Below are 21,380 nucleotides of genomic sequence, written 5' to 3'. Positions count from 1 at the left end.
CCCCTGACCAGCCCATACGACACGATTCCCGCGGCCTGGCCGCTAGCTCGTACGCACCATGAGCGGGCGCTCGCGCCCCGTGCGGCGCGCCGGATGGGCGGCCTCCGCCTCCAGCCCCGCCCGCGGTACCTCGCCGCGCTCCGCGAAGAGCGTCACCGCCACCGACTCCTCGGTGAACTCCCACACCCCGGCCACCCGGCCCTCGTGCACCACCACTGGCGAGATCCAGCCCCCGGTCCGGCTCACCGCCTTGCGTCGGCCGGCCGCGATCAGCCCCGTATCGGCGGTGCCGGGCCCGAGGACGTACGGATCGAAGCCGGCCCGGCAGCCGGACCTCCCGCGACGGCTTGGTACGCGCCAGCGCCTCGGCGTCCTCGCTCAGCACGAACGCCCCGCCCGCGCCGTCCACCTCGACCTCCGTCAGCCGGTCGCCCAGCGCCTCGAACCAGCCGCGAAGAACGGCCTTACGGGTCGCGCCACGCAGCAGCCAGGCATCGAACGCGGCGGGTGTCGCCGGACCGTGCGCCCCCAGATACGCGGAAATCACCGCCGGCGCGGCCTCCGCCGGGTCCGGCACCCCGCGCCACCCGGGCACCCACGACCGCGGCGAGGTGAAGGTCACGTTCTGTCCCCGGGACGGCCTTTCAGATCGCGTCGACGGCCTCGCCCAGGGCCGCCATCTGCCGCGGAGCCACGCCGAAGCCCCGCTGCCAGGAAGGCTTTTCCCAGGTCCGCGCGGCCGCCAACAGCGCCAGATATGCCGGCATTTCCTCGGCCGGCAACAGATGCAGCGTGCCGCGCCTTGCGCAGGTCCTGATCAGGAAACGGGCGGCGAGTGCCTGCGCTGCGGCGTCGGGGCGCGGCTTCTTCTGCCCGACGGAAGGGGCGAGTTCGGCGGCCGAGAGCACCTGCGCCTGTACACCGGCCGGCCTCGCGACGAGCTCCTCGACCGAGGCGGTCGTCCGCGGCGCCAGACCCTGCTGCCGCAATCGCCAGGCCAGCACTTGTGCTTGTGTCACCTTCATCACGCCCTTGCACACGACCCCACTGACAATCGACCGGAAACGGCGAAGAGTTGAGACGCCGTGCGGCGAGGGCAAAGCGGCCGGTGTGGCCGGTGCGCACGGTGGCGCCGGCGCGGCGGGTGTCACGCAGAACTCCCGGGTGTTGTCTCCGGCAACCTCATTCAGGTCCCGGTCGACGTGCCCGTCAACATCTGCGGCAGCACCGTCAACATCGTCACTCTGCTGAACCCGGCGTTCGGCAACAACTGCCTCAACCGCTGAGCGCCGTACAGCTTTTGAGGCCCTGCCCGCATTCGGAGGACCTCTCTACGGCAAAGGCCGGTGCGAATCTTCGTACCGGCCTTTGGTATGCCGAAACGTATCCCGCAATGCGGTGCCGCACGCATGCAGTGATATGTATCTATGGTTTCGCGGCATTCGGGTGAAACGGCGAAACCGCACCCCCAGAAGCGAGTTGACCAGGTCGCTCCGGATACGGGCACTCCGCTTCGAGAAGGGTAAATCGTGATCAAGAAGGTCCTGGCCACGACGGCTGTAGCCGCGTCCGTCGTCGGCATCTCGGCGATGGCCGCCCCCCAGGCGATGGCTGTTGGCAACGACAACGGCACCTCCACGGTCAACGGCAACGGTGCCGTGTCCGCGTTCGGTAACTCCACCACCCGGGGCAGCATGAGCCCGCAGCTGGAGCTCATCCAGGGCTCGCTGAACAAGCTGTGCCTCGCCCTGCCCAAGATCAACGGCGCGGCGGTTGCCCAGGACATCAACATCCTGTCGTCGCCGCAGAACCAGCAGTGCGCCGAGAACTCCAGCCAGGCCAAGGGAGACGAGGCGCTGTCGCACATCCTGGACGACATCGCGGTTCTCTCCGCCAACGGTGTCGGCAATCGCTGAACCGGCCGTCGTTCGCAGGCCCGGCTGCCGGCTCTCTCTTCCTGAGCGGTCCGGGCCCGCGACACCCTCTTACGAACCGTAGGGCCGAAAATTTTCGCGTCCCTTTCGGTAGGAATTCGTATTCGGCGGGTGCCTCGTACGTTCGAACTCCGGTGTTTTTTCCGCGTCATATGCGCGGTGGCAATCTCCTGAAACGGTCGTGCACCCTTCGGGCGATTCCTCCGAAAACCTCCGGGCAAGAGTTTCGTCCACGAGGAGAAATCGTTACCAATATCGGCAGCGGCGTTACGGGCGAGCAGCTCACCGCCCGAGCGACACGACGGTCGTGTTCGCTACGGACCCGCTGCAGGAAGGGCTGAAAGTGAAGTACGCAAAGGTCGCAGCAGTCACTGCCGGAACGCTCATGGCGGTGGGCTCGGCTGCGCCGGCGTTCGCCGACGCGGGTGCCGCAGGCGGCGCCAAGAACTCCCCCGGTGTCATCTCCGGAAACGCCATCCAGGTGCCGATCCACATTCCGATCAACCTGTGCGGCAACACCATCAACATCGTCGCTCTGCTGAACCCGGCGTTCGGCAACAACTGCCTGAACCACTGACTCGAAGGAATTCGAGCCGTGTCCATGTGACCCGGCCCCGGTGCGCGGTCCCCTGCGCATCGGGGCCGGTCGGCATTCGTCTTCCGGCAGGGGCAGGCGTATAGGGGTCACGCCTTTCGAGTGGCGTTGTCAAGGAGGGGGAACTTCAGAGTTTCTCCGTGCGGCCGCACTCGTTAGTCAGGGTGAATGCGGTGATCCGAGCAGCGAAGCGAATGCTCACGCGGCGCCAGTGTCGTGGGACCTTCAAGCACCGCCCGAGAAGGGACAGTTGAAAGTGAAGTACGCGAAGTCTGCCGCAGTTGCTGTTGGTTCCGTCATGGCGCTGGGTGCGGCCGTGCCCGCTTTCGCCGCCCAGCCCGGCGCTCCGACCATGAGCCTCAACGGCGGTCTGACGGACGCGCTGAACAGCAAGCAGCTGGACGGCCACCAGATCGCGCCGCTGGTCAAGATGGTCAAGACCACGAAGGACAAGGTCAGGTCGACCAGCGCGAAGAAACTTCTCGGGAGCGTCGCCGGGGCCACCAAGAACGCTCCGCTGCTCGGTGGTCTGCCGCTCGGTAAGTAATTCCCGGGCACGCGGGCTCGCCCGCCGGCCGCGGCGTGGATATTGGCAGTTCATCGTTTCCGGCGATACCGCAGCTGCCGAATGCTTCACGGGCCCGGCCGAAATCACCGGGCGGGGTGCGGTGGCCCACCGAATGAATCCTGCCCGTATCTCCCGGGCGCTTCCCCTGCTCAGTACGACTGACCAGGGGCAAGCTCATTGGAGTGAATCAGCACAACCCAACTCAATTCTTTCGAGTTGGGCATCTTGTCCGTCCCAAGGGCAACCCGAAACACGAAGGACTAGCAATGATGAAGAAGACACTGGCGACCGCAGCTGTGGCTGTGTCCCTTGTCGGCATTGCCGCCGCTGCCGCCCCACAGGCGATGGCCACCGGTAACGACCACGGCACCTCCACCGTCAACGGCAACGGTTCCCGGGAGATTTTCGGCAACTCCACCACGTACGGCTACATGAGCCCGCAGATCGGCTTGATCCAGGGCTCTCTCAACAAGCCGTGCATCGCCCTGGGCAAGCTGAACCTCCTCGCCGGGCTGCAGGACCTCAATATCCTGTCGTCGCCGCAGAACCAGCAGTGCGTCGAGAACTCGACCCAGGCCAAGGGCGACGAACCGCTGTCGCACATTCTGGACGACATCGCGGTGCTCTCCGCCAACGGCGTCCACAACCAGTGAGCGGCTGAGTAAGGCCCGGGCCGCCCAGCCCTCCTTCTTCTGGGCGGCCCGGGTTTTTGCTGCCATCGTCGCGTGAAGCCGGGCCTTCGGAGCGGGAAACGGTGGGCACCGGTGCGCGGAATTGTTATTTGCCCGTTACCGATATGCGGTGCACCGGATCGTTAAGAATGATGTGTGGAGGGAAGCATGCCAGTGCCCTTGCGAGATTGATGGGGTCGCCAGGGCATTGGCATGCCGGCCGGAAACACAAGGCAGGGCCTGCGAACCCGTTAACCGGTGGCGTAGGCCCTTTTTCCATACCGTCCGCATGGAGAGCTCCTCGGGGAGCCATCGCCAACGGTGACAGGCCAGGGAAGTCTGGCCAGTTGCGGGGATCGCGTCGCCGACGACCCGGTAATGCACGCGACGTCTTATTCGAGAAACCCATCGCCATCTGTTCGGGTGATGATGCGGAACTCGTGCGGGTGTGACGGGTTATTCAAACAGGGCTCCCGTGCCGGGAGTTCCTTCTCCTGAAGGGTTTGCGCGATGAAGAAGATGATGGCGGGCGCGGCGATTGCGGCGTCGCTCGTGGGAATGACCGCGGCGGCCGCGCCGCAGGCCATGGCGATCGGCAACGATCACGGCACGTCCACGGTCAACGGCAATGGTTCCAAGTCGATTTACGGCAACTCCACCACGCGCGGCAATCTGAGCACCCAGCTCGGGCTCGTGCAGGGCTCCCTGAACGACCTCTGCCTGGCCCTGCCCAAGATCAACGGCGCGGCGGTTGCCCAGGACATCAACGTGCTGTCGTCGCCGCAGAACCAGCAGTGCGTCGAGAACTCCAGCCAGGCCAAGGGCGACGAGGCGCTGTCGCACATCCTGGACGACATCGCGGTGCTGTCCGGCAACGGCGTCGCCAACCGCTGACGGGCCCACGGCCTCGGCCGTTCCACCGCTTGCGTCTCCGGGCGGTCGGCGCCGCGTATGCGCTGCCGGCCGCCCGGTCGTGCGAGCGGAACAGGGGGTGCGGGCGGCGGCCCGTACGCAATGACTGCAGAGGAGGGACGAGAGATGCGACAGAGCCTGAAGACGTGCGTGTTCGTGGCGGCGGCGTCGGGCGTGCTCGGTGCGAGCGGCAGCGCGGCGTACGCGGATGCCGGCGCCGGGGGGAGCGCGACGAACTCTCCCGGTGTGCTGTCCGGCAACAGCATCCAGGTGACCGTGGACGCCCCGGTCAACGCGTGTGGCAACTCGGTGGACGCGGGCGCGGCGCTCAACCCGGCGATGGGGGCGTCGTGCGGAAACGGTGCGCCGCCCGCGCCGGCCGTTCAGCAACCGCCGCCGGCGCACCGGCCTCCGCCGGCCCAGCGGCCACCGGAGGCAATGCAAGCCCCGGGGGTGCACTGGACGACCACAGGGCCGGCGAAGCGCGCGGAGCCGGTGCAGCGCCAGGCCGCGCCCCGGACGGTGCAGCGCCCGGATCAGGAGCCCGTCAGGCGCCCGGCCGGGTCGCCGGCGAAGCATGCCCACAAGCCCGCCCCGCACCCCGTGCAGGAGCCGCGGGTGGATGCGGTGGCGCGGGCCGGGGCGTCGGCCGGCTCCGCGCTGCTGGCGTCCACCGGGGCGGAGCAGCTGGGCATGGTGGCCGGTATGGGCGGCGGGCTGGTGCTGGGCGGGGCGCTGCTGCTGCGCAGGGCCCGTACGCGGCGCAGATGACGGGGAGGCCGCGTACGGCGCGCGGGGCGGTTCCCGGGGCGTACGGAGGCTCGACGGCCGGCCGAGCGGGTCCGGCGGGCCGCTCGGCCTGGGCCGCCCGGTCGAGCCGGCCGTCGGCATCGCCGGACGACTCGACCGCGGGCCGTCGTACCGCGGCCGAGGGGCGGCGCTGCGGCTGGAAGCCACCCTGCGGGCCGTACGACGGATCGTGCAGATCAACGCGTCATGGCAGGGTCCGGCACGGGAAGGATCGCCGTTTCCCTCATTGGTGGGGACCCGTCTTCCGGGCGTTTGAAGCGGGGCGGGGCCGGATGCGCCGTGGGGCCGTGCCGCTCGCTGCGGCCTCTGGCAAAATTACGATAGAAGCCGCAAAGGTGATGAGTCGATGAGGTGGGGTCATGCTCATTGCGCTGGCGCAGACCGATTGCGTGCTGGGAGACATCGCGGAGAACCTTGCCGTGGCCCGCGAGCAGATCGAGCAGGCGGCGGCGCAGGCCGCCGATCTCGTGATCTTCCCCGAACTGAGCCTGCACGGCTATCACTTGGGCGCGCTCAAGCGCGATGAGTCCATCCAGGCGAACGATCCGCGGCTGCTGGAGCTGAGCACCCTCGGCCCCGATGTGCTGGTCGGTTTCCATGAGCACACCAGCCTGCGCGCGTACAACACCTCGGTGTACTACGCGGCCGGTGCGCTGTTGCATGCGCACCGCAAGCTGTACCTCCCCAACTACCTGGCCTGGGAGGAGCGCAAGCACGTCAGCCCGGGGCAGTCGATGCGCGCGTACGACCTGAAGCGGTCCAAGAGCGGCGGCCGGGGCGCGACGCTGGTGTGCAATGACGCCTGGCAGCCGGTGGTGCCGTGGCTGGCGGTGCAGGACGGCGCCGAGGTGCTGTTCGTGCCGACCAACAGCGCGGCGAGCCTGGACCCGGAGGGCATGGACACCGGGCTGTACTGGGACACCCTGCTGTCCTATACGGCGCGGATGCTGCAGTGCTGGGTGGTCTTCGTCAACCGGGTCGGCAATGAGCACGGTGCGACGTTCTGGGGCGGCTCGCGGGTGGTGGACCCGCGCGGGGCGGTGGTGGCGCAGGCGCCCAAGTGGGAGCCCTCGCTGGTCACCGTGGAGATCGATCTCGCCGAGGCGCGCCGGCAGCGCCGTACGGTACCGCTGGTCGCCGAGGCCCGGCTGGGGCTGATCGACCGCGAGGTGCGGCGGCTGATCGACGAGGGCGGCGACCACTGACCCCGTAACCGGGGCCGGGGGTCAGTGGCCGGTGGCGGACTCCGGGCGGGGCGCCTCGGTCGTCCCTTCGCCCTTGAGGGCCTTGGCCTCGGACTTGAGGATGCGCATCGAGCGGCCGAGACCGCGCGCCATGTCGGGCAGCTTCTTCGAACCGAAGAGCAGCACGAGAACCGCGATGATCAGGATCAGGTGCCAGGGCTCGAAGGCGTTGCGGAGCATGGGAGCGCTCCTTTCGTCGGGGGGTGGTGGACGTTCTGTCCAGTATTACCCCGACGGTTCGGCCGACCGGTCCAGGGGTACCCCGGCTCCGGGCGGCCGGTGGTGCGGCTACCAGCTGGACTTGCGGACCCCCGGCAGATAGCCCGCGTGTGCCTGCTCGCGCAGTCGTACGCGGGACAGGCCGAAGGCGCGGAAGTAGCCGCGCGGGCGGCCGTCGACGCTGTCGCGGTTGCGTACGCGGGTGGCGCTGGCGTCCCGCGGCTGGCGGGAGAGTTCGCGCCGGGCGGCGGTGCGCTCCTCCTCCGGCGCGTGGGGACTGCGGATGACGGCCTTGAGGACGGCCCGCCGGGCCGCGTAGCGGGCGACGGTCGCGAGGCGCTTCTCGTTCTTGGCGATCTTGCTCTGCTTGGCCATCAGACCTTCTCCCCTCGTGCGCGGATGCGGGCGACGGCCGCTTCGACGCCGATCGTGTCCACGGTCTTGATGCCCTTGGCGCTCAGCGTGAGCCGGATGTGCCGGCCCTCGCTCTCCAGCCAGTAGCGCTTGCGCTGGATGTTGGGGTCGAAGCGGCGCGAGGTGCGGCGGTGCGAGTGGGAGATGGAGTTGCCGAAGCCCGGCTTGCGGCCGGTCAGCTGGCAGTGGGCGGACAAGGTGCGATCCCTCCGGTCGGGGCCCCCGATGAGGAGCTATTGAAAATGGAAACCATTTCCGTATACTACCCACATGGCCCGCAACGAACTACGCCCGGTCGTCAAGCTCCGGTCCACCGCCGGCACCGGCTACACCTACGTGACCCGCAAGAACCGCCGTAACGACCCCGACCGCCTGGAACTGCGCAAGTACGACCCGGTCGCCGGCCGTCACGTCACCTTCCGAGAGGAGCGCTGAGGACAGCGATGCAGCCTGGAATCCACCCCGCCTACGGGCCCGTCGTCTTCCGTGACCGGGCCGCCGACTACGCCTTCCTGACCCGCTCGACCGCGACCAGCGAGAAGACCGTCGAGTGGGAGGACGGGAACACCTATCCCGTCATCGACGTCGAGATCTCCTCGGCGAGCCACCCCTTCTACACGGGCACCGCCCGGGTGCTGGACACCGCGGGCCGCGTCGAGCGGTTCGAGCGCCGTTACGGCAACCGTGGGGCACTCTGATGGAGCGGCTCAACGTCGTGCTGGTGGGCGGCCTGCACGCGGATGCGCGGCAGGCCGCCGTCGAGCGGCTGCTGCGCTCCGTACCCGGCAGCGTCGCCCTCCATCACGACCTCGCCTCGGCCGCCGAAGGCACCGTGACGCGCACGGTCCGCGACGCCGGCGGCACGCTCGACACCGGCGAGGCGCCGCTGGTCAACGACTGCGCCTGCTGTGCGCTGCGCGAGGACCTGGTGCCCGAGCTGGAGCGGCTGGCCGCCGGCCGGACCTGCCGGCTGGCGATCGTCGAACTGTGGGACTCGGTCGAGCCCAAGGCGATGGCCGAGGTGATCAGCGGCTGCGGCAGCCGGAACCTCGCGCTGACCGGCGTGCTCACCGCCGTCGACCCGGCGCTGCTGCTGCCCTACCTCGGCTGTGGCGACGACCTCGCCGAGGCGGGCCTCGCCGCCGCGGCCTCCGACCGGCGCACGGTCGCCGACACCTGGGCGCGGCAGCTGGAGTACGCGCCGGTGCTGGCGATCGCGACGGGGGAGGAGGAGGCCGAGCCCGCCGACCTCGCGCTGCTCGCCCAGTTGCACCCGATGGCACACCAGGTCCCGGTCGAATCCGGGGAGTTGGCGGCCGCCGCGATGGCCGGCTTCGATGTGGAGGCGGCCGCGGCCCGCCAGCACCCGGCCTGTGCGCTGCTGCCGCAGGAGGCCGACGCGGAGGGCGTCGGCACGCTCGTATGGCAGCACACCCGGCCCTTCCACCCCGAGCGGCTCTACACCGCGCTGGAGGACCTGACCTGTGCGGCCGCGCGCAGCCGGGGCCGGTTCTGGCTGGCCGACCGCCCGGACACGCTGCTGTCCTGGGACGCGGCCGGCGGTGCGCTGTGTGTGGAGAACGCCGGGCCGTGGCTGGCCTCGCTCCCGGACGCCGCCTGGGAGATGGTGCCGCCGATGCGCCGGGCCGCCGCCGCCCTGGACTGGCATCCCGAGCACGGTGACCGCGCCCAGCATCTGGTCTTCACCTCGCCGGGCCTGGACCGCGAGGGCCTCACCTCGCTCCTGGAGTCGTGTCTGCTCACCGACGCCGAGTACGCGGGCGGCCCGCCGGCCTGGAAGAGCCTGCCGCCCGCCTTCGACGAACTCCTCGACCCCGTTTCGTAACGCAGGCCGTGCCGCTTTGTCCGCACGGCCCCCAGCACGCACAAGGAAGCTCTCATGCCCCGTCGGTCCGACCCGCGCCGGAATTCCACGCCCCGCCCCAATCCGCTGGACGCGGCGGGCATCACCCATATCGACTACAAGGACACCGATCTGCTGCGGAAGTTCATCTCGGACCGCGGCAAGATCCGCAGCCGCCGGGTCACCCGGGTCACCGCGCAGCAGCAGCGCCGGCTGGCCCGTGCGATCAAGAACGCCCGGGAGATGGCGCTGCTTCCGTACGCGTCACGGTGACGACCCTGGTCTCGTATGGCTACGACCAGGTGGCCACTGCCGAGGCGTGACGGGTCCAGGCCCGCCCGAGGGCCGGGGGTTACCCCTACTGTGCTTGGGCCCGCTGCCCGGATGGATCAGTGAAGCGTGAACGCGCAGGCTGAACGGGTCCGGATGTCCGAGGCACCCGGCAGGGTGCACAGGGAGCCTCTCCATGGCCGATCGTTCTCGCCGGCCCCGTCGTGTTCGCGCAACGTCGCTGTCCAAGCGGCGGCGGGGGGCGGCGATGGTGGCGGTGATGGCCGCCGCGTTGGCCGTGGGCTGCTCGCTGCCCGCGTCCGGGGTGCCGGCCCGTGGCTCCGATGATGCCGTACAGCAGGGTATGGACCGCCTGGTGCACAAGGACAAGTACCCCGCCGCTCTGGCCGCCACCGTCGGCCGTGACGGGCGCGCCCGTAACTACACTTCCGGCGTCGCGGACTTGAAGACCGGGGCGAAGGTGCCGGTCGACGGGCAGGTGCGGGCGGGGAGCAACACCAAGACGTTCACCGCCGCGGTCGTCCTGCAACTGGTCGGCGAGGGCGAGGTCGCTCTCGACGCCCTCATCGAGAAATACCTGCCGAATCTGGTGCGCGGCGAGGGCATCGACGGCCGCCGCATCACGGTACGCCAGCTGCTCCAGCACACCAGCGGACTGCCCGAGTACAGCGACGCCATCGGCGACCTCACCGGCAAGGCCCGCCACACCTACCTCCAGCCCCGCACCCTGCTCCACGCGGCGCTGGCCCACAAGGCGCTGTTCGCTCCCGGGACCAGCTGGTCGTACAGCAACACCAACTACCTCCTGGCCGGCCTGCTCGTCGAGAAGGTCACCGGCCGCCCGCTGGCCGAGCAGATCACCCACCGCATCATCCAGCGCATCGGGCTGCGCCACACCTACTTCCCCGGCGCGGGCGACGAGCGCATCCGGGAAGCTCACCCCCAGAGCTACTTCGCGGCGAAGCCCGGGGCACCGCTGGAGAACATCACGGAGATGGACCCCTCCTGGGGATGGGCCGCCGGGCAGGTGATCTCCACCCCGAGCGAACTGAACCGCTTCTTCGCCGCCCTGTTCGGCGGCAAGCTCCTCAAGCCCGCACAGCTCGTCCAGATGCGCACCACCGTCCCCGCCGAGGGGCTGGGGCCCGGCGCCCGGTACGGACTCGGTGTGACCAGCACCCCGCTGAGCTGTGGCGGCCTGATGTGGGGCCACGGCGGTGACATCCCGGGCTACAAGACCCGCCCCGGTGTCACCGATGACGGCCGCGCCGTCACGATCGCCGTCACCGCCAACCAAGCGCCCACCAAGCAGGGCCCCGCCGATGTCAAGGCTCTCCTCGACACCGCCCTGTGCAAGAAGTGAGGGCCGGAGCTCCGTGCGTACCGCCGGACCTCGGAACCCGAAAGGCGCGGCACTCGTCCCTTCCTCGTCCATGAGGGTTTCGGCCCCGACGATCCGTACCAGGTGTAGCCGCACCCCATCAGGGGCGGCGGCCGGCGGTCGATGGTGAGGGAGGGTGTGGGGAAGGTGCTCGACGAGCTGTGACCGCATCGGCACCGCCTGTCGTGCACGTGCATCTGCGCATGCATCCGCATGTGAACGCAGCTATGATCCCGGGCAGTTGACACCATTTATCACCGGGAGAGCCTTGTGCCCCACGCATACAACGGCATGGCCGCAACGGATCTCCGTGATGTGGCATGGCAGAAGAGCAGGCACAGCAACTCCCAGGGCTCGTGCGTGGAGTTCGCCAAACTGCCCGGGGGCGAGATCGCGGTACGCAACTCCCGCTTCCCGGACGGCCCCGCGCTCGTCTATACGCCGGCCGAGGTCCAGGCCATGCTGCTGGGTGTCAAGGACGGGGAGTTCGACCACCTCGTACGCGACTGAGCCGGGCCGGGCGGCCGGACCGCCGTACGCGAGCGCCCGCCGGTGTGCGGCGACGGGTCCGCACATGACGCGATGGGTCCGCACATGACGACCGGGCGCCCGTACGTGACGGTGCGCCCGGTGTGCGGTCCGGCTACGGCAGCCGGAATTGCGCCCACACGATCTTGCCGTGGGTGACGCCGGACAGCGGGTGCCAGCCCCAGCTGTCGCTGAAGGAGTCCACGAGATACAGCCCGCGCCCCGATTCCGCGGCGGAATCGGCCTCGCCGGCGACCGGTGAGTCATCGCTCGGGTCCCGTACCGCACAGATCAGCCGGTGCGACCAGCGCATCAGATGGAGCCGGGCGGGCGGGGTGGCGTCGGCGTGCTCCGGGGCGGCGAGGATCGCGTGCCGCAGGGCATTGGTGACGAGTTCGGAGACCACCAGAGCGACCGAGTCGAACAGCTCGTCCAGCTCCCAGCCCTGGAGGGTCTCGCGGGTGAACGACCGTGCGCAGCGCACCGATTCGTAGCGCGGCGGCAGTGTGCAGGACGCGGATCCGGAGACGGCCAAGGGGTCGGCGGGAGGAAAGCCCTGCCATAACGGCTCGAGCATGGTCAAAACCTTGGTCCCCATGCGAGGCACTCCTGGCGTTCGCGGACGTCATGACCCTGGCCGGTCAGCCGGATCTGGCGGATCTTTCACGAGCGTGCATGCGTGCGACGCCTATGGTTCCCAATGTGCGAGACAGATGCAAGGGCAGATGCACGTGCACGTGACGTGATTGCGTAGACACAGGCAGATTTGCTCGGAATTCTTCCTGCGGCTTCTTGTGGAGGGCGTGCGGGAGCCGCACATATCAGTAACCGGATGAGCACTCAACGAAGCCTGAACGTGGCAGACTGCGGCCCACTGTTGGACGGGGTGGGGTCACAGGAGGGTCTGAGAGGTGTCCGGAAGTGAGTCGAGCGGGTCGGTGGTGCGGCGAATCCTGCTCGGGTCGCAGCTCCGCCGGCTGCGGGAATCGCGCGGGATAACGCGCGAGGCGGCCGGCTACTCGATCCGTGCGTCCGAATCGAAGATCAGCCGCATGGAGTTGGGCCGGGTGAGCTTCAAGGCACGGGATGTGGAGGACCTGCTCACGCTGTACGGGGTCGGTGACGCGCAGGAGCGCGAGGCACTGCTCTCCCTTGCGCGCGAGGCGAACGTCGCCGGCTGGTGGCACAGTTACACCGATGTGCTGCCCGGCTGGTTCCAGACGTATGTGGGTCTGGAAGGAGCCACCTCTCTCATCCGGGTCTACGAAGTCCAGTTCGTGCACGGGCTGTTGCAGACGGAGAGCTATGCGCAGGCCGTCGTCAAACGCGGTATGCCGGATGCGGGCCCTGCCGACATAGAGCGCCGTGTCGCGCTGCGCATGGAGCGCCAGAAGCTGTTGGTGGCCGAGCGTTCGGCGCAGTTCCACTGTGTGCTGGACGAGGCCGCGCTGCGTCGCCCGTACGGCGAACGCGAGGTCATGCGCGAGCAATTGAGACATCTGATCGAGGTGTCCGAGCGGCCCAATGTGCGCCTACAGGTGATGCCCTTCAGTCTGGGCGGGCACGCGGGCGAGAGCGGCGCCTTCACCATGCTCGGTTTCCAGGAGTCGGGACTGCCGGACGTCGTCTATACGGAGCAGCTGACGAGTGCGCTGTATGTGGACAAGCCCGAGGAAGTGGCGCAGTACGCGCGGGTGATGGACCGACTCCAGGCGGAGGGGCCGAGTCCCTCCGAAACCAGAGACCTCTTGCGCGGTCTGCTCCAACTCATGTGACGCGTCGGTAGGATGGCGAACCATCAGGAGTCAGCACCCCCCAATGCGGCGCCCTGAGCGCCTTGTTCTCCAGATCGGGATGGCATGTCCTACTTCGACGACTTGGCCTATCAGTTCATCGACGGTGAGTGGCGCTCAGGAAGCGGCTCATGGGACATCGTCGACTTCAATCCTTACAACGGCGAGAAGCTGACCTCCATACCCGTCGCCACGGTCGAGGAGATCGACCAGGCCTACCGCGCGGCCGAGCGCGCGCAGCGGGGGTGGGGCGCCACCAATCCGTACAGCCGGCGGCTGGTCTTCGAGCGCGTGCTGCGGATCATCGACGACCGTGAGGCGGAGCTGTCCGAGGCGATCGCCGCCGAGGTCGGCGGCACCCTCACCAAGGTGGGCTTCGAGCTCCATCTGGCCAGGGAGTTCCTGCGCGAGGCGATTCAGCTGGCGCTGCGCGCCGAGGGCCGCATCCTGCCCTCGCCCATCGACGGCAAGGAGAACCGGCTCTACCGGCTGCCGGTCGGTGTGGTCGGCGTCATCAGCCCCTTCAACTTCCCCTTCCTGCTGTCGATCAAGTCCGTCGCGCCGGCCATCGCGCTCGGCAACGCCGTCGTCCTCAAGCCGCACCAGAACACCCCGATCTGCGGCGGCGGTCTGGTCGCCAAGATCTTCGAGGAGGCCGGGCTGCCGGCGGGCGTGCTCAATGTCGTGGTCACCGATATCGCCGAGATCGGTGATGCGCTGATCGACCACCCGGTGCCCAAGACCATCTCCTTCACCGGCTCGGAGAAGGTCGGCCGGCATGTCGCGACGGTCGCCGCCGCCAACTTCAAGCACACGGTGCTGGAACTGGGCGGCAACAGCGCGCTGGTCGTCCTCGACGACGCCGATGTCGACTACGCCGTGGACGCCGCCGTCTTCAGCCGCTTCGTCCATCAGGGCCAGGTCTGTATGGCCGCCAACCGCGTGCTGGTGGACCGTGCCGTCGAGCGGGAGTTCACCGAGAAGTTCGTCGCCAAGGTCGCATCCCTCAAGGTGGGCGACCCCACCGACCCGCAGACCCATATCGGCCCGCTGATCAACGAGGGCCAGGCCGAGGCCATGACCTCGCTGGTGGACCGCGCCGTCGCCGAGGGCGCCTCGGCGCTCCTCCATGGCGAGACCCGGGGCACGCTCGTGGGGCCGAGCGTGCTGAGCGGGCTGCCGGAGGACTCCCCGCTCCTCACGCAGGAGATCTTCGGGCCGGTCGTGCTGCTGATCCCGTTCGACGGCGACGAGGAGGCGGTACGGCTCACCAACGCGACGCCGTACGGGCTCAGCGGCGCGGTGCACACCGGCGACATCGAGCGCGGTGTGCAGTTCGCCAAGCGCATCGACACCGGCATGTTCCACGTCAACGACGCCACGGTGCACGACGAGCCGATCGTGCCCTTCGGCGGCGCGAAGAGCTCCGGGGTCGGGCGGCTGAACGGTGACGCGATGGTGGAGGCCTTCACCACCACCAAGTGGATCTCCATTCAGCACGGGCGGTCGCAGTTCCCGTTCTGAGCGGATGCGAGTTGAGGACAGAAGCTGACCGCAAGGGCTCGTAGCTTGAGTGATGTCGGAGGGCGGACGGCGAAGCGCCGGCCGCCCAGGGATGTCACGAAAGGCGATTCTCATGCCCACTCACGTTCTTGCCGAGGCCCATGGTGATGAGCGCGGCGCGCTGCTGGCCTTCCTGGAGGCCCAGCGCGGCGGGCTGCGGCGGGCGGTCCTGGGGCTGACCGACGACCGGGCGACGGAGCGGCCGAGCGCCAGTGAGCTGACGCTGGCCGGACTGGTCAAGCATGTCGCGGAGACCGAGCAGGGCTGGGTGGAGACCGCGCAGGAGCGGCCGCACTCCATCGAGCGGAACCAGGACACCTGGCATCTGAGCTTCCAGCTGGAGGACGGCCGGACGCTGGCGGATGTGCTGACGTTCTGGGACGGCGTCGCACGGCGCACGGAGGAGTTCATCCGCACCGTGCCGAGCCTGGACGACACCTTCCCGCTGCCGAAGGCCCCGTGGTTCCCGCCGGAGGCCCGTCAGTCGATGCGCTGGCTGGTGCTGCATCTGATCGAGGAGACGGCCCGGCACGCGGGCCATGCCGACATCATCCGGGAATCCCTGGACGGCAAGACCGCCTTTGAGCTGGTGGACGAGGAGCGCGGGGCGCGGGAGGCGTAGCGCGGGTCCCGTCCCGGCGCGCTCTAGGCTGACGGCAAGGGCGCGCGAGGGATGGAGGAGACGATGTCGGCGATCCGGCTGTTGGTACTGGGCGCCGTGCGGCAGCACGGCCGGGCGCACGGCTATCAGGTGCGCAACGACCTGGAGTACTGGGGCGCCCACGAGTGGTCCAACGCCAAGCCCGGCTCGATCTACCACGCGCTCAAGCAGATGGCCAAGCAGGGGCTGCTGCGCGCCCATGACCTCGCGCCGAGCACCGCCGGCGGTCCGCCGCGTACCGAGTACGAGCTGACCGCGGCGGGCGAGGCGGAGTTCTTCGCGCTGCTGCGCGCGGCGCTGGCCCAGCCCGACCAGAAGGTCGACATGCTCAGCGCGGCCATCGGCTTCGTCGTCGATCTGCCGCGGGACGAGGCGGTGGCGCTGCTCAAGGAGCGGGTGCGGGCGTTGCAGGAGTGGCGGAGCACGGTCACCGAGTACTACACACCCGAGGAAGGGCCCGGCCAGCTCGGCCATATCGGCGAGATCATGAACATGTGGGTGCACTCCGCGGACAGCGGTGCCGAGTGGACGCGCGGGCTGATCGAGCGGATCGAGGGCGGGGCGTACGTCTTCGCCGGCGAGGGGGAGCCGTTCGTCGGGGTGCTCGGGGACGGGGCGGAGAACCCGTACGCGACGAAGGATGTCCGGGGAGCCTCCGGGCGTAGCTGATGGGGCGTATCTGCAGGTCAACAGGCATGATCGCAAGAGTCTGTTATTTATGTTCCAAAACCGTAGGGCAAGGGGCCAGAGTCGCCTCCGCCCGCCGTTCGCCGGGATCCGCCGGACGGGCTCAGTGGTGGAAGGCCGTGGCGACATTCTCCGGCCGCCCCATCGGGCCCGGCTGTTCCCTGAGTTCGGTCAGCAGCTGTTCCAGGTCCGAGAGGAACAGGTCGGCGAGGTCCTGGGAGAAGCCGTTGCGGCAGACCACGCGCAGGACGGACAGCTCCTCGCGGTTCGGCGGGAAGGTGTAGGCGGGGATCAGCCAGCCGCGCTCCTTCATCCGCCGGGACACATCGAAGACGTCGAAGGCGGTGACGTCGTCGGCGGTGGTGAAGGCGAAGACCGGCAGCTGATCGCCGTGGGTGAGCAGCGTGAAGTCGCCCAGTGCGCTGATCCGTTCGGCCATCGAGCGGGCCACGTCCCGGGTCGCCTGCTGTACGGCGCGGTAGCCGTCCCGGCCGAGCCGCAGAAAGGTGTAGTACTGCGCGACGACCTGGGCGCCGGGCCGGGAGAAGTTGAGCGCGAAGGTCGGCATATCGCCGCCCAGGTAGTTGACGCGGAAGACCAGCTCCTCGGGCAGTGCCTGCTGATCGCGCCACAGCGCCCAGCCGACGCCCGGGTAGACCAGGCCGTATTTGTGGCCGGAGGTGTTGATGGAGGCGACCCGCGGCAGCCGGAAGTCCCACACCAGCTCCGGGTCGAGGAACGGCGCGATCATGGCGCCGGACGCGCCGTCCACATGGACCGGGATGTCCCAGCCCGTTCGTTCCTGGACCTCGTCGAGCGCCGCGCAGATCTCGGCCACCGGCTCGTAGGACCCGTCGAAGGTCGAGCCGAGGATCGCCACCACGCCGATGGTGTTCTCGTCGCACAGCTCGGCCGCGGAGGCCGCGTCGAGGTGGAAGCGGTCGCCCTCCATCGGGACCTGGCGCGCCTCGACCTCCCAGAAGTTGCAGAACTTCTCCCAGCAGACCTGGACGTTGGCGCCCATGATGAGGTTGGGCCGGGCCCGGCCCGGATAGCGGTCCTGGTTGCGCTGCATCCAGCGCCGCTTGAAGGCCATCCCGGCGAGCATGCAGGCCTCGCTCGACCCGGTGGTGGAGCAGCCGACGGCGGCCGACGGCACGGGGGCGTGCCACAGGTCGGCGATCATCGCCACGCACCGCCTCTCCAGTTCGGCGGTGCGCGGATACTCGTCCTTGTCGATCATGTTCTTGTCCCGGCACTCCGCCATCAGGACACCGGCCTGCGGCTCCATCCAGGTCGTCACGAACGTCGCCAGATTCAGCCGGGAGTTGCCGTCCAGCATCAGCTCGTCGTGCACGAACTGGTAGGCGGTGTGCGGGGAGACCGGTCCGTCGGGCAGCGTGTGCCGCGGTGGTGAGGTGGCCATGCCGGCGACGGGGTCGGCCTCGCCGTAGAAGGGGTTGACCGGGTGTCCGGTGCGCTTGCGGTCGGATGCTGATGCGCCTTTGTGCAGTGTCATCTGTCGCCACTACCCGTCAACTGGCCTGTGAAAGGCCGTGCTTGATGGCCTTGGTGAACTTCACCACGCGCACCGCCTGGATGCGGGCGGCGGTGCGGGCGGGGTCGTCGAGCGGAGTTTCCGGGCCGCCGACATGGGAGGTGCCGTAGGGATTGCCGTCGGTGAACTTCGCCGGGTCGGTGTAGCCCGGTGCGATGAGGATGCCGCCGAAGTGGTGGACGGTGTTGTAGAGCGCGAGCAGGGTGGATTCCTGGCCGCCGTGCGGGGTGGCGCTCGCGGTGAAGCCGCTGTAGACCTTGTCGGCCAGCCTGCCCTGCTGCCAGAGGCCGCCCAGCGTGTCGAGGTACTGCTTGAGCTGGGAGGTCACATTGCCGAAGCGGGTGGGGGTCCCGAAGATCACCGCGTCCGCCCAGAGCATGTCCTCGTGGGTGGCCTCCAGGATGTCCGCCGTGGCTTTGGCGTTGGCGGCCCAGGCCGGGTTGGCGTCGATCGCGGTCTGCGGGGCGAGTTCGGCCGTCCGGCGCAGTCGTACGTCGGCCCCGGCGTGCTCGGCGGCGTCCGCGATCAGCTGTGCGAGCTCGGCGATGGTGCCGGTCGAGGAGTAGTAGATGACGGCGACCTTCACGTCGTGCACGGGCATGGGCGCACCTCCTGGAACCCGACAATAAGGGCATAAGGGGTGGGTGGCCTCCAGGGTTCGGCCAGTGGAAGCGCAAGGGGCGGGCGGCCACCCGTCGTGGGTGCCCGCCCGCCCGTTCCCGTACGGCCGTGGAGCAGCGCTCAGTGCACGCTCAGCGGCCCGTTCAACGCCTGCTCAGCTCGCGCTGGCCAGCGACAGCTTCGCGGCGAAGCCCAGGAACGCCGCGCCGGCGCCCGCGGACAGCCCGGCCGTCAGCCGCTTGCGGCGGCGGAAGGTCGCCGCCAGAAACGTCCCGCTGAAGATCAGGACCGACAGATAGGTGAAGCTGAACAGCTGCGCCCAGGCGCCCAGCGTCAGGAACGACAGCACCGGATGGGCATAGGCCGGATCCACGAACTGCACGAAGAAGGAGATGAAGAACAAGATCGCCTTCGGGTTGAGCAGGCTGACCACCAGCGCCCTGCGGAACGGCCGCTCGACGGCCTCCTTCGGCGCCTCGGACGCCCCGTCGCTCCGCGCCGCCTTGCGCGTCTCCCGGCCGCGCCACAGCGCCCAGGCGCCGCGCAGCATCCCGACCGCGAGCCACGTCAGATAGCCCGCGCCGGCGAACTTGACGATCGCGAAGAGCACCGGGCTGGTCTGCAGCAGCGAGGCCACCCCGCCCGCCGACAGCGTCATCAGTACCGTGTCACCGCACAGCACACCGGCCGCCGCCCGGTACGCCACCCGCGGGCCGCGCCGCGCCGCCACCGAGACGACGTAGAGCGAATTCGGGCCCGGCAGCAGAATGATCAGCGCCAGCCCCACCAGATATGTGGACAGATCCGTTATCCCCAGCATGTGCGGCAGGATCGCACCCCCGAGCCGCCCCCTCACCGGTTTTTCAGGATGCGGACTTGCACCTCACGTGGCGTGAGGACACATCGTGGAGTGCGTACCGAGAAGGGAGCGGAAGTGAGTTATTCGGTAGGGCAGGTCGCGGCCTTCGCCGGCGTGACGGTGCGCACCTTGCACCACTACGACGAGATCGGCCTGTTGCAGCCCGGCGAGCGCAACCACGCAGGTCACCGGCGCTACGGCGATGACGACCTGGACCGGCTGCAGCAGATCCTGTTCTACCGGGAGCTCGGCTTTCCGCTCGACGAGGTCGCGGCCCTCCTGGACGATCCGCACGTGGACCCGCAGGAACATCTGCGGCGCCAGCACGACCTGCTGACCGCACGGATCGGCAAACTCCAGGAGATGGCCGCCGCCGTCGAACACGCGATGGAGGCACGCAGGATGAATGTACGGCTCACACCGGAGGAGAAGTTCGAGGTCTTCGGGGACTTCGACCCCGACGAGCACGCCGCGGAGGTCGAGGAGCGCTGGGGCCACACCGAGGCCTACAAGGAGTCGCAGCGCAGGACGGCCGCGTACACCAAGGACGACTGGAAGCGGGTGACGGCCGAGTTCGACGCCATCCACCGCAAGATGGCGGATCAGCTCGCGCAGGGCGTGCCGGCGGACTCGGAGGCGGCGATGGATGTCGCCGAGGAGCACCGGCAGTTCATCTGCGGTGCGTACTACGAGTGCAGCCACGAGTTCCACACCTGCCTCGGCGAGATGTATGTCGCCGATGAGCGGTTCACCGCCACCTACGAGGCGATCAGGACCGGCCTCGCCGTCTATATGCGTGACGCGATCCTGGCCAACACGGCCCGTCACCAGTGATCCGTACGGGCCGGGGAGCGCGCACTCGGCCCGTACGGTCCGTCCTCTTGGGGGCTCAGCTCAGCGGGGCGAGCACCACGGCCGTCCCGTAGGCACACACCTCGGTGCCCACGTCGGCGGCCTCCGTGACATCGAAGCGGAACATCAGCACCGCGTTCGCACCGCGCGAGCGGGCCTGCTCCACCAGCCGTTCCATCGCCTGGTTACGGGTCTCGACAAGGGTCTTGGTCAGGCCCCGCAGCTCGCCGCCGACCAGCGACTTCAGGCCCGCGCCGATCTGGCTGCCGAGGTGGCGAATGGGGTCTCCCCTGCTTGAGCGCAGCCGAGAGCTTGGGGAAGCACCGTCAGGCCGAAGACCTCGCCGATCACCCGGTCCACATGAAACCCCGGGACGTCATTGGTCGTGACCACCAGGACGTCGGACTGCGTGTGCTGTCCGCCGCCGTAATCCTCGATGCCCATGGTGCGCACCTCCTTACGGGCCAGCATCACCCGGTCCGGCGGGCGCGGCCAGCGGTCGGGGAGCGGTCGGGTGGGGACCGGCGGGGGCCGGCTGCGCCCGCCTGGAACCAAGGGGGGTCGCCTGGCGTTGATAGTTTTGGGCCGCACACGCGCCTTCACCCCGTCGCTTCGCTCGTCGCACCGCACGATCCGGCGCCCTCGACCCAGGAGCCTTCACCCCGTGAATACTCTCGCGCTCGGCCCGCAGTGGCTGGACCCGGACTATCTGATCGCGACATTCGGCCTGATCGGTGTCCTGGTCATCGTCTTCGCGGAGTCCGGCCTGCTGATCGGCTTCTTCCTGCCGGGCGACTCGCTCCTGTTCACCACCGGTCTGCTGGTGACGACCAACAAGCTGGACAAGCCGCTGTGGGCGGTATGCGCGCTGGTCGTGCTGGCCGCCGTCCTGGGCGACCAGGCCGGCTATCTCTTCGGCCGCAAGGTCGGCCCCTCGCTCTTCAAGCGCCCCGACTCCCGGCTCTTCAAGCAGGAGAACGTGGAGAAGGCGCATGTGTTCTTCGAGAAGTACGGCCCCAAGTCGCTGGTCCTGGCCCGCTTCGTGCCGATCGTCCGTACGTTCACGCCGATCATCGCGGGCGTGAGCCGGATGAACTACCGCTCCTTCCTCACCTTCAACGTCATCGGCGGCGCCCTGTGGGGCGCCGGAGTCACGCTCCTCGGCGCCTCGCTGGGCAATGTCGAGTTCGTCCACAAGCACATCGAGCTGATCCTGATCGCGATCGTGCTGATCTCCGTGGTCCCGATCGCCATCGAGTTCCTCCGCGCCCGCAGCAAGTCGAAGAACGCGGCCCCGGCCGGCCCGCCCGCGCAGCCGGGACCGCACGGCGCGACGGCGGAGCCCGGCCGCCGCG

Annotated in this window: 28 protein-coding genes and 2 pseudogenes; 20 read left to right on the top strand and 10 right to left on the bottom strand. The window is 69.0% G+C overall.

Translation table 11 applies throughout. The annotated features are described in order from the left end of the window. Nucleotides 1-42: 42 nt before the first annotated feature. Together DY245_RS45365 and DY245_RS45360 are read right to left on the bottom strand one after the other, a co-directional pair. Nucleotides 43-246: a hypothetical protein gene (locus tag DY245_RS45365; protein WP_220377946.1), complete on the bottom strand. Its 204-nt coding sequence runs from the start codon at nucleotides 244-246 to the stop codon at nucleotides 43-45. A gap of 398 nt (nucleotides 247-644) precedes the next feature. After that, nucleotides 645-1,019: a DNA glycosylase AlkZ-like family protein gene (locus DY245_RS45360; RefSeq protein ID WP_220377945.1), complete on the bottom strand. Its 375-nt coding sequence runs from the start codon at nucleotides 1,017-1,019 to the stop codon at nucleotides 645-647. A gap of 91 nt (nucleotides 1,020-1,110) precedes the next feature. Here DY245_RS45360 and DY245_RS46765 point away from each other — a divergent pair. The 8 genes and pseudogenes from DY245_RS46765 (at nucleotide 1,111) to DY245_RS25880 (ending at nucleotide 6,695) form a co-directional block, all read left to right on the top strand. Further along, a pseudogene (locus DY245_RS46765) lies at nucleotides 1,111-1,286 on the top strand (chaplin). 243 nt (nucleotides 1,287-1,529) lie between these two features. Next, entirely contained in the window at nucleotides 1,530-1,916 is a 387-nt protein-coding gene (locus DY245_RS25915) for a rodlin (RefSeq protein ID WP_128509630.1), read from the top strand. 361 nt (nucleotides 1,917-2,277) lie between these two features. Further along, nucleotides 2,278-2,511 (top strand): chaplin, encoded by a 234-nt coding sequence (locus DY245_RS25910; RefSeq protein ID WP_128509707.1) that lies wholly within the window; start codon nucleotides 2,278-2,280, stop codon nucleotides 2,509-2,511. Nucleotides 2,512-2,785: 274 nt separating this feature from the next. Beyond that, complete coding sequence (locus tag DY245_RS25905; RefSeq protein WP_244943262.1) at nucleotides 2,786-3,076, top strand: hypothetical protein; 291 nt, start codon at nucleotides 2,786-2,788, stop codon at nucleotides 3,074-3,076. Between the two features lie 287 nt (nucleotides 3,077-3,363). After that, nucleotides 3,364-3,750 carry a rodlin gene (locus tag DY245_RS25900; protein ID WP_128509629.1) on the top strand — a complete coding sequence of 129 codons (387 nt, stop codon included), beginning with the start codon at nucleotides 3,364-3,366 and terminating at the stop codon, nucleotides 3,748-3,750. A gap of 528 nt (nucleotides 3,751-4,278) precedes the next feature. Beyond that, a complete protein-coding gene (locus DY245_RS25895) occupies nucleotides 4,279-4,662 on the top strand; it encodes a rodlin (RefSeq protein ID WP_128509628.1) in 384 nt (127 codons plus the stop codon). Between the two features lie 144 nt (nucleotides 4,663-4,806). Continuing rightward, complete coding sequence (locus DY245_RS44670; RefSeq protein WP_181923866.1) at nucleotides 4,807-5,451, top strand: chaplin; 645 nt, start codon at nucleotides 4,807-4,809, stop codon at nucleotides 5,449-5,451. Nucleotides 5,452-5,849: 398 nt separating this feature from the next. After that, on the top strand, nucleotides 5,850-6,695 hold the full coding sequence (locus DY245_RS25880; RefSeq protein WP_128509627.1) for a nitrilase-related carbon-nitrogen hydrolase: 846 nt from the start codon (nucleotides 5,850-5,852) through the stop codon (nucleotides 6,693-6,695). Between the two features lie 21 nt (nucleotides 6,696-6,716). Here DY245_RS25880 and tatA read toward each other — a convergent pair whose 3' ends face one another. The 3 genes from tatA to rpmB form a co-directional block, all read right to left on the bottom strand. Then, a complete protein-coding gene (tatA, locus tag DY245_RS25875) occupies nucleotides 6,717-6,914 on the bottom strand; it encodes a Sec-independent protein translocase subunit TatA (protein WP_128509626.1) in 198 nt (65 codons plus the stop codon). A 108-nt stretch (nucleotides 6,915-7,022) separates the two neighbouring features. Next, the gene (gene rpsN / locus DY245_RS25870; protein ID WP_128509625.1) at nucleotides 7,023-7,328 is read right to left on the bottom strand and encodes a 30S ribosomal protein S14; all 306 of its coding nucleotides are present in this window, start codon (nucleotides 7,326-7,328) and stop codon (nucleotides 7,023-7,025) included. After that, a complete protein-coding gene (rpmB, locus tag DY245_RS25865; RefSeq protein WP_128509624.1) occupies nucleotides 7,328-7,564 on the bottom strand; it encodes a 50S ribosomal protein L28 in 237 nt (78 codons plus the stop codon). The genes rpsN and rpmB overlap by 1 nt, the downstream gene beginning before the upstream one ends. A 73-nt stretch (nucleotides 7,565-7,637) precedes the next feature. Between rpmB and rpmG the strand changes: the two genes are divergently transcribed. From rpmG to DY245_RS25830, 6 genes are all read left to right on the top strand, one after another. After that, nucleotides 7,638-7,802 (top strand): 50S ribosomal protein L33, encoded by a 165-nt coding sequence (gene rpmG / locus DY245_RS25860; protein ID WP_052861459.1) that lies wholly within the window; start codon nucleotides 7,638-7,640, stop codon nucleotides 7,800-7,802. Between the two features lie 8 nt (nucleotides 7,803-7,810). Next, a complete protein-coding gene (locus DY245_RS25855) occupies nucleotides 7,811-8,065 on the top strand; it encodes a type B 50S ribosomal protein L31 (protein ID WP_128509623.1) in 255 nt (84 codons plus the stop codon). Further along, entirely contained in the window at nucleotides 8,065-9,213 is a 1,149-nt protein-coding gene (locus DY245_RS25850) for a CobW family GTP-binding protein (protein WP_128509622.1), read from the top strand. The genes DY245_RS25855 and DY245_RS25850 overlap by 1 nt, the downstream gene beginning before the upstream one ends. Before the next feature lie 54 nt (nucleotides 9,214-9,267). Continuing rightward, nucleotides 9,268-9,504: a 30S ribosomal protein S18 gene (gene rpsR / locus DY245_RS25845; RefSeq protein WP_128509621.1), complete on the top strand. Its 237-nt coding sequence runs from the start codon at nucleotides 9,268-9,270 to the stop codon at nucleotides 9,502-9,504. A gap of 193 nt (nucleotides 9,505-9,697) precedes the next feature. Next, a complete protein-coding gene (locus tag DY245_RS25840) occupies nucleotides 9,698-10,885 on the top strand; it encodes a serine hydrolase domain-containing protein (RefSeq protein WP_128509620.1) in 1,188 nt (395 codons plus the stop codon). Nucleotides 10,886-11,173: 288 nt separating this feature from the next. Continuing rightward, nucleotides 11,174-11,413 (top strand): DUF397 domain-containing protein, encoded by a 240-nt coding sequence (locus tag DY245_RS25830; protein ID WP_128509619.1) that lies wholly within the window; start codon nucleotides 11,174-11,176, stop codon nucleotides 11,411-11,413. A gap of 133 nt (nucleotides 11,414-11,546) precedes the next feature. Here DY245_RS25830 and DY245_RS25825 read toward each other — a convergent pair whose 3' ends face one another. After that, entirely contained in the window at nucleotides 11,547-12,029 is a 483-nt protein-coding gene (locus DY245_RS25825; RefSeq protein WP_128509618.1) for an ATP-binding protein, read from the bottom strand. A 313-nt stretch (nucleotides 12,030-12,342) separates the two neighbouring features. On the opposite strand from DY245_RS25825, the gene DY245_RS25820 reads away from it, so the two are divergent. The 4 genes from DY245_RS25820 (at nucleotide 12,343) to DY245_RS25805 (ending at nucleotide 16,117) form a co-directional block, all read left to right on the top strand. Then, a complete protein-coding gene (locus tag DY245_RS25820) occupies nucleotides 12,343-13,206 on the top strand; it encodes a helix-turn-helix domain-containing protein (protein WP_128509617.1) in 864 nt (287 codons plus the stop codon). Nucleotides 13,207-13,290: 84 nt separating this feature from the next. Further along, nucleotides 13,291-14,748, top strand: coding sequence for an aldehyde dehydrogenase family protein (locus tag DY245_RS25815; protein ID WP_128509616.1), 1,458 nt, complete (start codon nucleotides 13,291-13,293; stop codon nucleotides 14,746-14,748). 112 nt (nucleotides 14,749-14,860) lie between these two features. Then, nucleotides 14,861-15,409 carry a DinB family protein gene (locus tag DY245_RS25810; protein WP_128509615.1) on the top strand — a complete coding sequence of 183 codons (549 nt, stop codon included), beginning with the start codon at nucleotides 14,861-14,863 and terminating at the stop codon, nucleotides 15,407-15,409. Nucleotides 15,410-15,472: 63 nt separating this feature from the next. Next, nucleotides 15,473-16,117, top strand: a complete 645-nt coding sequence (locus tag DY245_RS25805; RefSeq protein ID WP_128509705.1) for a PadR family transcriptional regulator — start codon at nucleotides 15,473-15,475, stop codon at nucleotides 16,115-16,117. A 121-nt stretch (nucleotides 16,118-16,238) separates the two neighbouring features. Here DY245_RS25805 and gad read toward each other — a convergent pair whose 3' ends face one another. The 3 genes from gad to leuE form a co-directional block, all read right to left on the bottom strand. Continuing rightward, nucleotides 16,239-17,654 (bottom strand): glutamate decarboxylase, encoded by a 1,416-nt coding sequence (gad, locus tag DY245_RS25800; RefSeq protein WP_128509614.1) that lies wholly within the window; start codon nucleotides 17,652-17,654, stop codon nucleotides 16,239-16,241. Nucleotides 17,655-17,670: 16 nt separating this feature from the next. After that, the gene (wrbA, locus tag DY245_RS25795; protein WP_128509613.1) at nucleotides 17,671-18,294 is read right to left on the bottom strand and encodes an NAD(P)H:quinone oxidoreductase; all 624 of its coding nucleotides are present in this window, start codon (nucleotides 18,292-18,294) and stop codon (nucleotides 17,671-17,673) included. 174 nt (nucleotides 18,295-18,468) lie between these two features. After that, nucleotides 18,469-19,134: a leucine efflux protein LeuE gene (gene leuE, locus DY245_RS25790; protein WP_128509612.1), complete on the bottom strand. Its 666-nt coding sequence runs from the start codon at nucleotides 19,132-19,134 to the stop codon at nucleotides 18,469-18,471. Between the two features lie 114 nt (nucleotides 19,135-19,248). Between leuE and DY245_RS25785 the strand changes: the two genes are divergently transcribed. After that, entirely contained in the window at nucleotides 19,249-20,007 is a 759-nt protein-coding gene (locus DY245_RS25785) for a MerR family transcriptional regulator (RefSeq protein WP_128509611.1), read from the top strand. 55 nt (nucleotides 20,008-20,062) lie between these two features. Here the strand turns inward: DY245_RS25785 and DY245_RS25780 are convergent. After that, a pseudogene (locus tag DY245_RS25780) lies at nucleotides 20,063-20,469 on the bottom strand (YbjQ family protein). 220 nt (nucleotides 20,470-20,689) lie between these two features. On the opposite strand from DY245_RS25780, the gene DY245_RS25775 reads away from it, so the two are divergent. Next, nucleotides 20,690-21,380 (top strand): DedA family protein (locus DY245_RS25775; protein ID WP_244943261.1); only part of this gene is annotated, 691 nt, incomplete at its 3' end.

The organism is Streptomyces inhibens (assembly GCF_003389455.1).
Lineage (GTDB): Bacteria > Actinomycetota > Actinomycetes > Streptomycetales > Streptomycetaceae > Streptomyces > Streptomyces inhibens.
This window is presented reverse-complemented; position numbering and strand designations above follow the sequence as displayed.

Bases quoted from the DNA above. Each gene is read 5' to 3' on its own strand.
- DY245_RS25840 (WP_128509620.1), top strand. From the start codon at position 9,698: ATGGCCGATCGTTCTCGCCGGCCCCGTCGTGTTCGCGCAACGTCGCTG.
- DY245_RS25850 (WP_128509622.1), top strand. From the start codon at position 8,065: ATGGAGCGGCTCAACGTCGTGCTGGTGGGCGGCCTGCACGCGGATGCG.
- DY245_RS25810 (WP_128509615.1), top strand. From the start codon at position 14,861: ATGCCCACTCACGTTCTTGCCGAGGCCCATGGTGATGAGCGCGGCGCG.
- tatA (WP_128509626.1), bottom strand. From the start codon at position 6,914: ATGCTCCGCAACGCCTTCGAGCCCTGGCACCTGATCCTGATCATCGCG.
- rpsR (WP_128509621.1), top strand. From the start codon at position 9,268: ATGCCCCGTCGGTCCGACCCGCGCCGGAATTCCACGCCCCGCCCCAAT.
- leuE (WP_128509612.1), bottom strand. From the start codon at position 19,134: ATGCTGGGGATAACGGATCTGTCCACATATCTGGTGGGGCTGGCGCTG.
- DY245_RS25900 (WP_128509629.1), top strand. From the start codon at position 3,364: ATGATGAAGAAGACACTGGCGACCGCAGCTGTGGCTGTGTCCCTTGTC.
- DY245_RS25815 (WP_128509616.1), top strand. From the start codon at position 13,291: ATGTCCTACTTCGACGACTTGGCCTATCAGTTCATCGACGGTGAGTGG.
- gad (WP_128509614.1), bottom strand. From the start codon at position 17,654: ATGACACTGCACAAAGGCGCATCAGCATCCGACCGCAAGCGCACCGGA.
- DY245_RS44670 (WP_181923866.1), top strand. From the start codon at position 4,807: ATGCGACAGAGCCTGAAGACGTGCGTGTTCGTGGCGGCGGCGTCGGGC.
- rpmG (WP_052861459.1), top strand. From the start codon at position 7,638: ATGGCCCGCAACGAACTACGCCCGGTCGTCAAGCTCCGGTCCACCGCC.
- DY245_RS25855 (WP_128509623.1), top strand. From the start codon at position 7,811: ATGCAGCCTGGAATCCACCCCGCCTACGGGCCCGTCGTCTTCCGTGAC.
- DY245_RS25805 (WP_128509705.1), top strand. From the start codon at position 15,473: ATGTCGGCGATCCGGCTGTTGGTACTGGGCGCCGTGCGGCAGCACGGC.
- rpsN (WP_128509625.1), bottom strand. From the start codon at position 7,328: ATGGCCAAGCAGAGCAAGATCGCCAAGAACGAGAAGCGCCTCGCGACC.
- DY245_RS25825 (WP_128509618.1), bottom strand. From the start codon at position 12,029: ATGGGGACCAAGGTTTTGACCATGCTCGAGCCGTTATGGCAGGGCTTT.
- DY245_RS25880 (WP_128509627.1), top strand. From the start codon at position 5,850: ATGCTCATTGCGCTGGCGCAGACCGATTGCGTGCTGGGAGACATCGCG.
- wrbA (WP_128509613.1), bottom strand. From the start codon at position 18,294: ATGCCCGTGCACGACGTGAAGGTCGCCGTCATCTACTACTCCTCGACC.
- DY245_RS25895 (WP_128509628.1), top strand. From the start codon at position 4,279: ATGAAGAAGATGATGGCGGGCGCGGCGATTGCGGCGTCGCTCGTGGGA.